Below are 14,439 nucleotides of genomic sequence, written 5' to 3'. Positions count from 1 at the left end.
TAATACCAAATAAATAAAGCACAACAATCTCAAGTTCGCTTAATGTGTCATCCGGCAGTTCGGCGGGAGGGGAGAAAGTTTCAGGGGTGAATCAGGCCAGCGACGATAAGAAATGACAATGACGCTTGGCGGTATCGGAGCGGCGATAGCACGTGAGGGAATAAATATTAATTAACTGATAAATAAAAATATAATTCAGGGGTAAATGAAGGGTGTGGCCGCCTGAAAAGTGCTTAACAGGCGTCTTTTATCACTTTTAATTATAAATTTTGCCAATATTCACTCAGTGAATTATGCTGGTTTTTCAGTCAGCCATCGGCAAAAATTGGATTATCCTGCTGATGTTTTTTTGCGGTTCGTCGCGTCCTCTTCCGCCTGACGAAGGATGGCTTTGGCCATCCATTGCGTGACGTTCTGAATGCTCTCAAGCTCCAGCCCCCAGATATCTTTCAGCACCAGGAACACCTCCGAGCCGTAAATCAGCGAGAAAGCATGAATCACTCTCTGCAGAGAGTCCGGCGGCAGTTTGCCCTGCAGCGGTTCTACCGCCAGCGCCAACAGACGCTTGCGGTTGCCGCGCACGAATTTTTCGCCCGGCGTCGCGTGCGCCCACTGCTGCAAAGAGAGCTGCAACGCCGCGCGCAGCGCCCCCTCGTGCCGTTCCATCTGAGGATAGGCGAAGGTCAGCAACTGCTGGATGCGCTTCAGGGCATCATCGTCTTGCGGGCGCCATTCCAGAATAGGCCCCAGGCTTTCCGCCACCACGGCGCTAATCAGCGCACTCTGGGTCGGAAAGTAGCGGTAGGCGGTCGCACGCGATACCTGCGCATACGCCGCCAGTTCGGTGATCGAAGGAAACGCGCCTTCGTCATACAGCGCCATCGCGCTGGCCAGCAACAAACGGTAGGTTTTTGCCCGGGTGGACGTCAGTGAAGGATCGAACGGGGTGGAAAAAGCATTTATCGGCACTTAAACCTCATACATCTGTACATGCTTGCGCGGCTGGAGATACGCCACTGCCGACAGGTTGACGACAAAGGCTCGGCCGCGCAAAAAGCTCAAAAATGAGACAGAAGTCCCATTTTGCACTGAGCTGCCCTTGCAAAAATGATACTGCCGTCTCATTATATAAATACATTAATCAATTTAATTTAAATGCCAACACCAGGGCACCTAAAAAAATATAATACATTAATTTTTAAAATAAAAATTAGAAGCACCTCGGAAAACCCATGAAAGATACTTCAAATTTTGTCTATATTGCTACCACAGCAGATACGAAAGGACAAGAGTTGGAGTATGTGCGGCGGCTGATTGCCAGCCTGGATTTACCCACGCGAACCGTCGATCTCTCCACCCGTAGCTTGCCGTTTGACTCCCCGGCCGATATCGGCCCAGAAGAGGTCGCTCGCCACCATCCGGCGGGCGCCGGCGCGGTCTTCTGCGCCAGCCGCGGCCAGGCGATCGCCGCCATGGCGACCGCTTTCGAACGCTTTATCCTGACGCGCCGCGATATCGCCGCCCTGCTTGGCCTGGGCGGCTCCGGCGGCACAGCCATCATCACGCCGGCCATGCAGCAACTGCCGATCGGTCTGCCGAAAGTGATGGTCTCGAGCATGGCGGCGGGTGACGTTTCCGCCTATGTCGGCGCCAGCGATATCAGCATGCTGTATTCGGTCACCGATCTCGCCGGCCTGAATCGCATCTCGCGACGGGTGCTGGGCAACGCGGCGCGCCAGATAGCCGGCGCAGTCCGCTTCGCCGCCGTCGACTCTCACGACGACAAGCCGGCGATCGGCCTGACAATGTTTGGCGTCACCACGCCCTGCGTTCAGGCATTGATTGCCGAGTTGGGATCGCAATGGGATTGTCTGACGTTTCATGCGACCGGCAGCGGCGGCAGAGCGTTGGAAAAACTGATCGATAGCCGCCAACTGCACGGCGCCATCGATTTGACCACCACCGAAGTGGCCGATCACCTGTTTGGCGGCGTGCTGCCCTGCAATACCGATCGTTTCGGTGCCATCGCGCGTACCGGCATCCCGTGCGTGCTCTCCTGCGGCGCGATCGACATGATCAACTTCGGCGCGCCGAACACGGTGCCGGCTCGCTATGCCAACCGTCTGCGCCACCCTCACAACCCGCAAGTGACGCTGGTGCGCACCAGCGCGCGGGAGAATGCGTTAATGGGGCGTTGGATGGGCGAAAAAATCAACGCCTGCGCGGGCGAAGTGCGTTTCGTTATCCCGGCGGGCGGCGTATCGGCTCTGGACGCGCCCGGGCAACCGTTCTGGGATCCGGCGGCGCTGGCCGCCTTTACGCAAGCGCTGGAAGAAACGGTGCGCGCCACCGACAAACGCCGGTTGATAAAAACGCCTTATCATATTAACGACCCGCGCTTTGCTCAGGCCGTTGCCGAGCAGTTCCGGCACATGGTCAGCGGAGAATGATTATCACTCACTGCATAGCCTGCCAGTGATAACGCCAAATAGAAAAAGGGCCAGACAAATAGTCTGGCCCTTTATTATTCACCGCGAGCGGATATTACTGATCGGAGGACATCTGCGCCTTCATTTTATTCATGTGGTCCATCATCTTTTGCTCACGTTTCTGATAATTCTCATTGTATTGTTTTTTCTGCTCAGGGGTCAGCAGGTTATACATTTTATTTTCCGCTTTGGCGCGCTCCAGCATGCGTTCGGATTGCGCTTTACCGATCGCGTCAATTTGCGCCTTCGCCTTCGCTTCGTCAAAGCTGTCGGAAGCGACCAGATTGTGCAGCGCCTGGCGCTCCTCTTTCATGCCCGGCCCGCGCTTCTGGTGCGACTCTTTCATGATATCGCGCATCTGCTGGCGCTGCTGCTCGGTCAGGTTCAGCCCGGCGAACGGGCCGCCTTTGCCTTCACCCTTGTGATGCATCATTTTCATCGGCGCCGCATCCGCCGCCGGGGCAGTGGTGTCTGCAGCGAACGCCGCGGAAGCAGAACCCAGGGCCAGCGTGGAAGCAATAAATAAAGCCGTCAATTTACGCATAATCATTTCCTTAAAAGTTTTTCTTCATCAGGAGCGCTGTACGTTAACAGGCTCATTCGTCGTCGGAGATAATAATAGGCTGATAAATTTCAAGTAATGCGAGGGTGTGTAAACTTTTTAAAACCCGTCTCGGATTTATTCACCAATTATGAGAAAACTATGAAGATGGCGTTTATTTGATGGAAATTTTAATTTCCCGGCAACAATCCCCCCGGTGGAGTTATTTTTCCGCTTTCCCCTTACCGTTATAATTTACTCGCCTGCACGGCAACCTTGCATCAACCGTTTTCCGATAACGGGGGAAGTCAGTACCAGCATCACAGGATCCGATGTTCTCCTACACTTTAAGACAACCGGCCGCCGGGCGACGTTTACACCGCAAAACTAATCATTGCTTATATAATAGTTTCCATCACCCGCCCCGCCTGTGAAAACCTGTTATATGATGCACAGATGCGTACGGCGATCGCTTTCGGGCCAACAGGCTGCCCGGAGCTGTGCTGACCGGCCGCCCGTGCTCTTTTGAGGAATCATCATGCCCGCAGACCAAGGCCCTGAGCTTCTTAACGCCCACTTCGGCACCCAAAGCCCCCACTGGCGGCTGGCGTTTGACAGCAATGCCCTGGAGCTGTCCGCCGTTAAAGGCAAAGCCCACGTCGCGGTGGCGCTCAGTGCCATGGAAGCGGCGAAAATCCGTCGCCTGACCGGCGTCACCGCCAGCCTGGAGCTGACCATTACGCTAGCCGGTGCACCGCTGCATCTGCATCTGGTCGGCCGCCGCGTCAACAACCTCGAATGGGCGGGCACCGCTTCCGCCTTCAGCGACACCCAATCTGTGGCGCGCGACCTGGTGCACGGCCTCTCCTTCGCCGAGCAGGTGGTGTCCGAAGCCAACTCGGTGATCGTGATCGTCGATCAACACGGCCGCATTCAGCGTTTCAACCGGCTGAGCGAGGAGTATACCGGGCTGCACGAACACGAGGTGATCGGCAAAAACGTTTTCCAGCTGTTTATGAGCCCGGAAGAAGCCGCCGCTTCGCGGCGCAACATCGCCGGCTTCTTCCGCAACGGTTCGTCCTATGAGGTGGAACGCTGGGTAAAGACGGTCAAGGGCGAACGGCTGTTCCTGTTCCGCAATAAGTTCGTGCACAGCGGCAGCGGCAAAAACGAAGTCTTTCTGATCTGCTCCGGTACCGACATCACCGAAGAACGCCGGGCGCAGGAGCGGCTGCGGGTGCTGGCCAACACCGATCTCATCACCGGCCTGCCGAACCGTAACGCCATCCAGGACAAGATCAATCACGCCATCGCCACGCGCGGCGAAGAGAGTTTCGGCCTGGTGTACCTCGATCTCGACAACTTCAAAAAGGTCAACGACGCCTACGGCCATATGTTCGGCGATCGGCTGCTGGTCGAGGTCGCGCTGGCGATCCTCGGCTGCCTGGGCCCGGACCAGGTGCTCGCCCGCCTCGGCGGCGACGAATTCCTGGTGCTGGCACCGCAAGCCGATCGCGAGCGCCTGCAAACGCTGGCGCAGCGCATCATCGACAGGCTGAAAACCCCTTTCCGCATCGGCCTGATTGAGGTGTATACCGGCTGTTCGATCGGCATCGCGCTGTGCCCGGAGCACGGCAACGATCTCGACAGCCTGATCCGCAGCGCCGATACCGCCATGTACGTCGCCAAGGAGCACGGCAAACGCACCTATACCGTCTTCTCGCCGGAGATGAATAAACGCGTCGCCGAATACATGTGGCTGGACACCAATCTGCGCAAAGGGCTGGAGCAAAATCAGCTGGTGCTGTATTACCAGCCGAAAATCGACGCGCGCAGCGGTGAAGTGCACAGCGTGGAAGCGCTGGTGCGCTGGGATTCGCCGGAGCGCGGCCTGATCCCGCCGCTGCAGTTCATTTCCTACGCCGAGGAGTCCGGCCTGATCGGCCCGCTCGGCCAATGGGTGCTGCAGACCGCCGCCGGGCAGGCGGCGCAGTGGCAAGAACAGGGCTTGAATCTGCGGGTGGCGGTCAACCTCTCTGCCCGTCAGCTGGCCGATGACAGCATCGTCAACGACCTGCTCGGGGTGCTGCGCCGTCACCGCATGGCCCCCTGTCTGCTGGACTTCGAGTTGACCGAAAGCAGCCTGATTGAAGACGAGAACCGCGCACGCGCGTTGATCACCCGGCTGCGCGAACTGGGCGCGCAGGTGCATCTCGACGACTTCGGCACCGGCTATTCGTCGCTGGCGCAGCTGGCGCGCATTCCTCTGGACGCCATTAAGCTGGATAAAAGCTTCGTGCGTGGGGTGAATTTCAACCCAGTATCGCAATCGTTGGTGCGCGCGATCGTTGCGGCGGCGGAGGCGTTGGCGTTCCGGGTGATCGCCGAAGGGGTGGAGACCGAGAGCGAAAACCACTTCCTCGACGAGGTCGGCGTGGACGAAAAACAGGGCTTTCTGTTTGCGCGGCCAATGCTCCCGGAACAGCTGGAGCATTGGCTGCAGTCCTATCGCCCGCGCTCACCCTCCGCATGAGGCGGGCGCGTTAAGGTTAGCCGGCACGACGCAGGTTCAGGGTATGGCGATCCTGCAACATCACCAGCCGCTCGATGTAGGCGCGGTCTTTTTCCTCAATGGTAAAGGCCGAGTGCACCCAATCTTCGGTAATGTCCATCAGCTCGGAACGCGTCAGCTGCAACACGCGCTGACGCGCCCGCAGCATGGCGCGCATGCCGTTGAGCTTCGGCCGGATGGTATCGATGAAGGTGCGCGTCGCCATGTAGGCGTCGCCGGGCTGGAACAGCTGATCCACCAGCCCGCGGCTCTCGAACCACTCTGCGGTATGCGACTCGCCGCCCCAAATCAGCTCCTCGGCCAAGCGCATGCCCGCCTTGCGCGCCACCAGCGAGTAACCGCCCATACCGGGAAACAGATTGAACGCGATCTCCGGAAACCCCATGCGCGCATTGTTCTGCGCCAGCACGAAATGGTGCGCCAACGCCGCTTCAAAGCCGCCCCCCAGCGCGCTGCCTTCGACCATCGCAATGCTGACCGCGCCGGTGTCGAAACCGCGAGCCGCCGCATGCACGCAGTCGATGCAGGCGCGCGCGTAGGCCATCATCGCCTCGCGCTTGCGGTTTTTGATCGCGTCGGCGAAGAACTGCAGATCGCCGCCGACGTTGAACATGTTCGGCACCAGCGAGCCGGTGACCCAGAAATCGAACCGCAGCGAAGATTCCTTCGCCGCCTGCGCCAGCGTCATGATGTCTTCGATCAGCGCCTGGTTGAAGCAGGGGCGCGGCGCGGCGCGCAGCAGCATCCACATGATGTGCCGCCCCTCTTCATAGTAGGCGGACAGCTGCGACAGATTGCCCGCTTCGGTAAACGGGCGGCAGGTGGGGTGATTAAGCAATTTCATAAGACCTTCCAGTTTTTCTGTTGATGACGGATGAGACCGTTCCAGCCCCTACGGCTGCAGCGGAGCGGCGAGCGGCAAAGCGCAACGCCACATCATGAGTAAACGCTTTCTCGCCGACGAAACAGATAAAAATTGGAGGTAGGAAAGTGAAAAAAACCGAGGCGCCACGGGGTTTTCATAGGAATTTTACCTATCTGCCCCTCCCCGGCATTTCATGCCGGGCGCTAACGCGCTAAGCTCGGAAAATGACCGTTTGCCGCCCCGGCGTTCAAAACGCCGCGGGGCTTTGGCTATAATCAACGCTGAAACATGCCGTTTAACGTTAAGGAAATCGTGAAGTAATGCCTACAGGACCAGACCAGGAACGCCACCAGCCCGCACAAGACACGCCGCCGAAGCCGCTTATCGCCATCAAGACCGGCCATGAGACCCTCGACCGCCGCATCGGTGGTTTTTCACGTCTGATTGAACGTATCAAAGCCTGGCCGAGCGTGGCGCACCTGCTGCGCGCGGCCGAACGCTTTAACGATCGGCTGGGCAGCCAGTTCGGCGCCGCCATCACCTATTTTTCATTCCTCTCGCTGATCCCGATCCTGATGGTATCGTTCGCTGCCGCCGGCTTCGTGCTGGCCTCCAACCCGGATCTGCTGGCCCGCTTGATCAACCGGATCGTCGGCAGCATCAGCGATCCGACGCTGGCCAGCACGCTGAAGAACACCGTCAATACCGCCATTCAGCAGCGCACCACCGTGGGGTTGACCGGCCTGGCGCTGGCGCTCTATTCCGGCATCAGCTGGATGGGCAATCTGCGCGAGGCGATCCGCGCGCAGTCGCGCGATGTCTGGGAGCGCAATCCGCAGGATCAGGAGAAAATCTACTTCAAATACACCCGCGACTTCATCTCGCTGACCGGCCTGGTGGTCGCGCTGATTATCACGCTGTCGCTGACCTCGGTCGCTGGGTCGGCGCAGGCGGCGATCGTCAACGCGCTGGGGCTGGACGGCATCGAATGGCTGCGGCCGGCGCTGACGACGATCGCGCTGTCGATCTCGATCTTCGCCAACTATCTGCTGTTCCTGTGGATTTTCTGGATGCTGCCGCGCCACAAACCGAAGAAAAAAGCGCTGCTGCGCGGCACCTTGCTCGCCGCCATCGGCTTTGAGGTGATCAAGTTCGTGATGACCATGACGCTGCCGCAGGTGGCGAAGTCGCCTTCCGGCGCGGCCTTCGGATCGGTGATCGGGCTGATGGCGTTCTTCTACTTCTTCGCTCGTCTGACGCTGTTTTGCGCCGCCTGGATCGCCACCGCCGACTACAAAGGCGACAAAGCGTTGCCGGAACGCGAGCCGCCAGCGCGCTGAAGCCATGCAATCGTGCCGGTGTTATCGCACACGCCGGCACGTTCATCTGGTTAACAGCCAAAAAACCAGTCAATACATCTGAATCGCGCGGTGCGTCATCCGGAAACCAGCATAACAAACTGCCCAGTCACTTTTCTTTGCCGTTTTTACAGCCATTCCCTCTGCGCGAACTCCATTTCTCAACGTTTAACGCTGCAGAAAAGAAGCCCGGTAAAACATTAGTCTTTTTAACCGGTTAGGAGCGGCGTTGCCCAAAGCTCCCGCGTTGAAAAGGCCGCATGCTGTCACTAAGATGGATTTTTACCCCCTCTAACGATAAGAAATATTATGCAAGCCACCATCGCACCCCCACTCGACGCCGACGAGGCGTCCACACCGGTGAACTCCCGCGGGAAAGTCATCGTCGCCTCGCTGGTCGGCACCGCCATCGAGTTCTTCGACTTCTACATCTACGCCACCGCCGCGGTGATCGTGTTCCCGCACATCTTCTTCCCGCAGGGCGACCCGACCACCGCGACGCTGCAGTCGCTGGCCACCTTCGCCGTCGCCTTTGTCGCGCGCCCTATCGGCTCTGCGCTGTTCGGCCACTTCGGCGATCGGGTAGGGCGCAAGGTCACGCTGGTCGCCTCGCTGCTGACCATGGGGATTTCCACCGTGCTGATCGGCCTGCTGCCAAGCTATGAAACCATCGGCATCTTCGCCCCTATCCTGCTGGCGCTGGCGCGCTTTGGGCAGGGCCTGGGGCTGGGCGGCGAATGGGGCGGCGCCGCCCTGCTGGCGACGGAGAACGCGCCGGCCAAAAAGCGCGCGCTGTACGGCTCCTTCCCGCAGTTGGGCGCGCCGATCGGCTTCTTCTTCGCCAACGGCACCTTCCTGCTGCTCTCCTGGCTGCTGAGCGACCAGCAGTTTATGGAATGGGGCTGGCGCGTGCCGTTCATCCTCTCCGCGGCGCTGGTGCTGATCGGCCTGTACGTTCGGGTATCGCTGCATGAAACGCCGGTGTTCGCCAAAGTGGCCAAGGCCGGCAAACAGGTGAAAGTGCCGCTCGGCACGCTGCTGAGCAAGCATCTGAAAGCCACCATCCTCGGCACCTTCATCATGCTGGCGACCTACACGCTGTTTTATCTGATGACGGTGTATTCGATGACCTACGGCACCGCGCCGCAGCCGCTGGGCCTCGGCTACTCCCGCAACAGCTTCCTGTGGATGCTGATGGTGGCGGTGATCGGCTTCGGCGTGATGGTGCCGATCGCCGGCCTGCTGGCGGATGCGTTCGGCCGCCGCAAGACCATGATCGCCATTACCCTGCTGATGATCGGCTTCGCGTTCCTGTTCCCGCCCCTGCTGGGTTCCGGCAATCAGGCGCTGGTGATGGGCTTCCTGCTGTGCGGCCTGAGCATCATGGGGCTGACCTTTGGCCCGATGGGCGCGCTGCTGCCGGAGCTGTTCCCGACCGAAGTGCGCTATACCGGCGCATCGTTCTCCTACAACGTCGCGTCGATCCTCGGCGCGTCCGTGGCGCCTTATATCGCCACCTGGCTGGCGGCCCACTACGGGCTGTTCTACGTCGGCATGTACCTGGCGGCGATGGCCGGGTTGACGCTGCTGGCCCTGCTGTTGATGAAAGAAACCCGCCACCGGTCGCTGTGATCCCCTGCGGCCCCCTCACTGCGGGGGCCGCACGCGTTGTTCGTTTACTGTCATAAAACCGGGCTATGCTGGATGTTTCTCTCGGTAACAGGATCGGCCGATGTCTCTGCGTCGTGGGGTATTTGTCTGCGTTGCGCTGCTGGCGGCTCTCGCCATCGCGCTCTATTACGGGTTGAAGCCTGATCATCCCGATGCGCTGTGGCGCATCGTCAGCCAGCAATGTCTGCCCAATCAGCAAGCGCATGACAACCCGGCGCCCTGCGCGCAGGTAGATGTGCCGGCCGGCTTCGTGGTGTTTAAAGATCGCAACGGGCCGCTGCAATACCTGCTGATGCCCAGCGCCAAAATCACCGGGATAGAAAGCCCGGCAGTGCTGGACGCCACCACGCCGAATTTCTTCGCCCAGGCCTGGCGCGCGCGCCACGTGATGGCGGAACGCTATGGCAAACCGATCGACGATGGCGATATTTCACTGGCGATCAACTCGGAATATGGCCGCACGCAAAACCAGCTGCACATTCATATCTCCTGCCTGCTGCCGGCGGTAAAACAGCGGCTGGCGCAGATCGGCCCCGATTTTATCGATCAATGGCAACCGCTGCCCGGCGGCCTGTTGGGGCATGACTATCTGGGGCGGCGGGTGACCCCCGCCGAACTGGAACAACAGGGCGCCTTCCGCCTGTTGGCTTCCGGCCTGCCGCGCGCCGAAGGGCGCATGGGCAGCTTCGGCCTGGCGATGACCGCGCTGCCGGACGGCGATTTCCTGCTGCTGGCGACCGAGCGCAGCCTGCTGCCGTTTACCCTGGCCTCGGCGGAAGAGATCCAGGATCACGACTGCCGGCTGCTCACGCCGCCGCCGCACGCCTGACTATTTTTTGCCTTTCATCTCCCGCAGGATCTGCCCGCACTGGTTTTCCTCGCCGCCTTCACTGGGCGAGACCAGCGCCAGCAGCGCCGCCGCCGGCGTCAGCACCGCCCCCAACGCCACCGCCGCCGCGCCGCGCGCGATCAGCGGCCCGGCTTTCACCCCGGCGTCGGGGTGCTTGAAGGTGCCTTTCACGTACAGCGGCGAGCGCAGGGTCAGCACGCGCATCCCCTTGCTTTCCGGATCGATGGACAAATCCAGCCGTTCGGTGGCGAGGTTGGTGTTGCCGGTGATGTTGATCACCGCGTTCTCGGTGTCGAACACGAACAGCCGCGGCGCGGCGACGCCGCTGCGGATGCCGACGTCCGCCGCGGCGCAGTTGATGCCCACCACGTCGTCGCCGAACAGCTGCGCCACCAGATAGTTGCCGACGTTCAGGCCGAGGATCTCCATCAGGCTACGGCTGATCACCCCGTTATTGATCAGCAGGCGCAGGTCGCCGTTGCTGGTCGCCAGCAGCTCGGCCACCGAATTGCCGCTGCCCGTCAGCCTGGCGTCGCCGTTCATCTGCCCGAGGCTGCGCTTCATCGCCGCCACGTTCGGCAACAGCTGTTTGAGCTGGAGTTTGCGCGCATGCATATCCACCTGCCCGCGCATCGGCTTTTTGCCGCCGTCGAGGCGCACCACGGCGTTCAGGCTGCCGCCCGCCATGCCGAAGCGCAGCGGATCCAGACGCAACTCGCCATTGTTCAGCTTCAGGTGCGTGGCCAGATCGCTCAGCGGTAAATCGCTGCCGCGTTCGATGCGCGCGGCGGCAAACTTCACGTCCGCATCCATCTTGCGCCAGCTTTGCGTATCGAACTGCGCGACCGGCAGCACCTTATCCGCCGGTTGGCGGCTCTTCTCGCCGCGCCCGGCTTTGGCAGCGTTGGAATCCGCGCCGATCAACGGCGCCAGATCCGCCAACCTCAGCTGCCGGGAGCTCACCGCACCGCTCAGCGTCGGCCGCGGCTTACCGGCAACGTATTTCAAGTCGCCATGAATGTCGCTGTCGCCGATTTTGCCGTCGAACTTCTGATATTCGAACACGGCGCCGCCCGGCTGATGCAGGCGGGCTATCAGATGGCCATCGGTCGCATACGGCGGCGTGTTCGGCAGCAGCACGCCGGTCAGGCCATAGAGGTCACCCAGGCTTTCGCCGGAAAATTTCAGCTGCACGTCCAGGCCGCCGAGGTTCAGCGGATCGGTCAAGGTGCCCGCCACCGCAACCCGGGTGCTGCCGGAACGCACGTCGGCCTGCAGCGGGAACGGCAGATCGGCGCTCTGCAGTGACAGCATGCCGCCGATCTTGCCGCTGCCGCTCAGCGGTTCGCCGTTGTATTTGCCCTTGACCTGCCAACCGAAGACGTAGTCAGGAGTGGCGGCCTTGCCGCTGCTCTGTTTGCCGGTCACTTCACTGAACGGCAGCGGTTTGCCGAGCGGATCGATGACGGCGCGGAAGTCCGCCTTCAGCGTGGCGTCTTTAAAGGCGATCTGCCCCTTGTCGAACACGATGTCGTGAACGGTGAACGACCAGTCGGAAGGCGGTTGCTGCGGATCCTGGCCAGCGGCCAGGTCAAACGTCCAGTTGTTGTCGCCGTTGGCCAGGCGTTGCAACGACGCATTCGGCTGCTTGAGCCAAATGCGCGGGATCAGCAGTTCTTTCTTCAGCAACGCCAGCGGTGCGATGCTGGCGTCGACGCGCTGCAGCGTCACCATGCTGTCGCCGGGCATGTTTTTCGGGTTACCCAGCCACACGTCTTCGGCGTGAATATGCGGCCAGGGCACCCAGGCGCGCCAGCCGCCCTCATCCCGGTTACGCGACCAGTCGACGCCCAGATCGCCGCGGATAGCGAACGGCCGCCGCAGTTCGGCCGACACTTTGTCGTTGATGGTGGGCTTGAGTCGATTCCAGTCGAAGGTAGCGATGAAGATCGCCAGCGCGGCGACCGCCAGCAGCACAATGCCGCCCAGCCAGCTGAAAACCTTTCCTGTTCTTGTCATAGGGCTCCCTCAGCACATAAACCGGGCTGCCGAATGAAAGGAAAAGGAATGAGCAGCCCCGTTTAAGATTAGCTGAGGATAGGCCGGAGTTCACGCCGGCGCGCCGGGCGCGGCGAACAGCGTCGGTACGCTGTGTAAAGTTTCAAAGCATGCCGGGCGGGAAAGATAGTAACCCTGCGCGGCCAACGCGCCGGAACGCTGTACCAGCCGCCACTCCTGCTCGGTTTCCACGCCTTCGACGATCACCCCGTCGCTGTGCTGGTTCATCATCTTGATCAGGGTGCCGAGCAGCTGCACGCCCTCTTCAGACTGTTTAAGCAAGGTGAACAATTCGCGCGCTACCTTGATGTATTGATAGCGCCAGGCGCCGACGGCGGAGAAGTTGGCCAGCCCGCTGCCGAAATCGTCCAGCCACAGCCGTTCGCCGCCGACCATCTGGTGCAACGGGCGGTTTGACGCTGTTTCGGCGTGCTCCACCAGTTCGAAGCGCAGATAGGGCATCTCGGCGATCTGCCGCTGCAGCTCGCTATGGCGCTGCAACGCTTGCAGCGCCATGCCGTCGATATTGACCGACACCATCACCGCGTGGCGAATGAACAATGCCTGCCAGCGCTGCAACAGCGCCAGCTGTTCCTGGATCACCCGCAAACGCTGGGCGACGCCGAGCGAGGAAAAATACTGTTCCGGGGATTGCCGTTTGTCCGGTTCATTCGGGTGATATACCGCCGTCAGCAGTTCCACCGCCAGCAGCGCGCCGCTGGTGCGATAAATCGGCTGGAAGGTATACAAGCGCCGGCATTGCCGCCAGTAGCGCCGCGATTTGGCGCAGGCATAGAGGGCAAAACAGGGCGCCAGCAGACCCGAGATCAGGTTGGTTATCATCGGTACTATCGCCGTGGCGGGGAAGTGAGAGCGCTGCCGCTGTTTCTTTACCCAGCTTATCGGCCGCGCCGCGCAAAACTTTAAGCACGAATTGCCGCACGGTTTCTTCTTCACCCTGTTTTGGCATGGGCCGATCGCGATCATAAAAAAATCAAAACACCGTTTTAATTTATTGACTCCCTCACCGCCTTGCGTGGAGACTGGCGGTTGTTGCTTCTTCTTTAGCCAGGGCTTATTGACGATGACTATCCGAAATCTCGCCGTGATCGGCGAATGCATGATCGAACTGTCGCAGCAGGGCGCACAGCTGACGCGCGGCTTTGGCGGCGATACCCTCAACACCGCCGTCTACCTCGCCCGCCAAATGCCGGAACAGACGCTGCAGGTGCATTACGTCACCGCGCTCGGCACCGACAGCTTCAGCGACGAGATGCTGCAGGCCTGGCGGCAGGAGAAGATCGAGACCGGGCTGATTCAGCGGTTGGAAAACAAACTGCCGGGCCTGTACGTGATCGAAACCGACGCCGCCGGCGAACGCACCTTCTACTACTGGCGCAACGACGCCGCCGCCCGGTATTGGCTGGCGGGCCCCCAGGCCGAGGTACTGTGCGCCCAGCTGGCGCAGTTCGATTACCTGTACCTCAGCGGCATTAGCCTGGCGATCCTCGCGCCTGCCGACCGCACGAAGCTGCTGGCGCTGTTGCGCCGCTGCCGCGCCAACGGCGGCCAGGTTATCTTCGACAATAACTATCGCCCGCGCCTGTGGCACAGCCGTGAGGAAACGCAGCAGGCCTACCGTGAGGTGCTGGCCTGCACCGACATCGCCTTCCTGACGCTGGATGACGAAGAGTCGCTGTGGGGAGCGCAGCCGGTTGAACAGGTGGTGGCGCGCACGCAGGCGCTCGGCGTCGGTGAGATCGTTATCAAACGCGGCGCGGATGCCTGTCTGGTGCTCAGCGTGGAGGGAGAGCGGCTTGAGGTGCCGGCGATCGCGCTGCCGCCGGAGCGCGTGGTGGATACCACCGCGGCGGGCGACTCTTTCAGCGCCGGTTATCTGGCGGAACGCCTGAACGGCGGCAGCGCCCAACAGGCGGCGCAGCGCGGCCACCTGCTCGCCGCAACGGTGATCCAACACCGCGGCGCCATCATTCCCGCAGCGGCGATGCCCGCATAGCCAATAAGGCGGCGGCGA

General features: G+C 60.7%; 11 protein-coding genes. 6 read left to right on the top strand and 5 right to left on the bottom strand.

From position 1 onward, the window contains the following. Positions 1 to 330: 330 nt before the first annotated feature. Positions 331 to 969 carry a TetR/AcrR family transcriptional regulator gene (locus ACJ8IM_RS18555; RefSeq protein WP_033654490.1) on the bottom strand — a complete coding sequence of 213 codons (639 nt, stop codon included), beginning with the start codon at positions 967 to 969 and terminating at the stop codon, positions 331 to 333. 263 nt (positions 970 to 1,232) lie between these two features. On the opposite strand from ACJ8IM_RS18555, the gene ACJ8IM_RS18550 reads away from it, so the two are divergent. Next, positions 1,233 to 2,450: a Tm-1-like ATP-binding domain-containing protein gene (locus tag ACJ8IM_RS18550; protein ID WP_033654491.1), complete on the top strand. Its 1,218-nt coding sequence runs from the start codon at positions 1,233 to 1,235 to the stop codon at positions 2,448 to 2,450. Between the two features lie 94 nt (positions 2,451 to 2,544). On the opposite strand, the gene spy is transcribed toward ACJ8IM_RS18550, so the two are convergent. Then, complete coding sequence (gene spy / locus ACJ8IM_RS18545) at positions 2,545 to 3,033, bottom strand: ATP-independent periplasmic protein-refolding chaperone Spy (RefSeq protein WP_033636398.1); 489 nt, start codon at positions 3,031 to 3,033, stop codon at positions 2,545 to 2,547. Positions 3,034 to 3,568: 535 nt separating this feature from the next. Here spy and pdeR point away from each other — a divergent pair. Beyond that, the gene (pdeR, locus tag ACJ8IM_RS18540; RefSeq protein WP_033654492.1) at positions 3,569 to 5,563 is read left to right on the top strand and encodes a cyclic di-GMP phosphodiesterase; all 1,995 of its coding nucleotides are present in this window, start codon (positions 3,569 to 3,571) and stop codon (positions 5,561 to 5,563) included. Between the two features lie 16 nt (positions 5,564 to 5,579). Here pdeR and ACJ8IM_RS18535 read toward each other — a convergent pair whose 3' ends face one another. Further along, entirely contained in the window at positions 5,580 to 6,446 is an 867-nt protein-coding gene (locus ACJ8IM_RS18535; protein ID WP_033636400.1) for a crotonase/enoyl-CoA hydratase family protein, read from the bottom strand. Between the two features lie 341 nt (positions 6,447 to 6,787). Here ACJ8IM_RS18535 and yhjD point away from each other — a divergent pair, with 341 nt between their 5' ends. The 3 genes from yhjD to ACJ8IM_RS18520 all read left to right on the top strand — a co-directional run bounded on the left by yhjD (position 6,788) and on the right by ACJ8IM_RS18520 (position 10,325). After that, complete coding sequence (gene yhjD / locus ACJ8IM_RS18530; protein WP_033654493.1) at positions 6,788 to 7,807, top strand: inner membrane protein YhjD; 1,020 nt, start codon at positions 6,788 to 6,790, stop codon at positions 7,805 to 7,807. A 327-nt stretch (positions 7,808 to 8,134) separates the two neighbouring features. Then, on the top strand, positions 8,135 to 9,457 hold the full coding sequence (locus tag ACJ8IM_RS18525) for an MFS transporter (RefSeq protein ID WP_033636402.1): 1,323 nt from the start codon (positions 8,135 to 8,137) through the stop codon (positions 9,455 to 9,457). A 100-nt stretch (positions 9,458 to 9,557) separates the two neighbouring features. Beyond that, positions 9,558 to 10,325 (top strand): CDP-diacylglycerol diphosphatase, encoded by a 768-nt coding sequence (locus ACJ8IM_RS18520; RefSeq protein ID WP_033654494.1) that lies wholly within the window; start codon positions 9,558 to 9,560, stop codon positions 10,323 to 10,325. Here the strand turns inward: ACJ8IM_RS18520 and ACJ8IM_RS18515 are convergent, their stop codons facing one another. Continuing rightward, a complete protein-coding gene (locus tag ACJ8IM_RS18515) occupies positions 10,326 to 12,365 on the bottom strand; it encodes an AsmA family protein (RefSeq protein ID WP_033654495.1) in 2,040 nt (679 codons plus the stop codon). Between the two features lie 90 nt (positions 12,366 to 12,455). Further along, positions 12,456 to 13,247, bottom strand: a complete 792-nt coding sequence (gene pdeH / locus ACJ8IM_RS18510; RefSeq protein WP_033654496.1) for a cyclic-guanylate-specific phosphodiesterase — start codon at positions 13,245 to 13,247, stop codon at positions 12,456 to 12,458. Between the two features lie 241 nt (positions 13,248 to 13,488). Between pdeH and ACJ8IM_RS18505 the strand changes: the two genes are divergently transcribed. Continuing rightward, positions 13,489 to 14,421, top strand: coding sequence for a sugar kinase (locus ACJ8IM_RS18505; RefSeq protein ID WP_033654497.1), 933 nt, complete (start codon positions 13,489 to 13,491; stop codon positions 14,419 to 14,421). Positions 14,422 to 14,439: the final 18 nt, after the last annotated feature.

The sequence above is a fragment of the Serratia sp. CY33525 genome (assembly GCF_052169115.1).
Taxonomy (GTDB): Bacteria; Pseudomonadota; Gammaproteobacteria; order Enterobacterales; family Enterobacteriaceae; genus Serratia; species Serratia sarumanii.
Note: the sequence above shows the minus strand (reverse complement) of the source record. Positions and strands in the feature narration are given on the sequence as shown.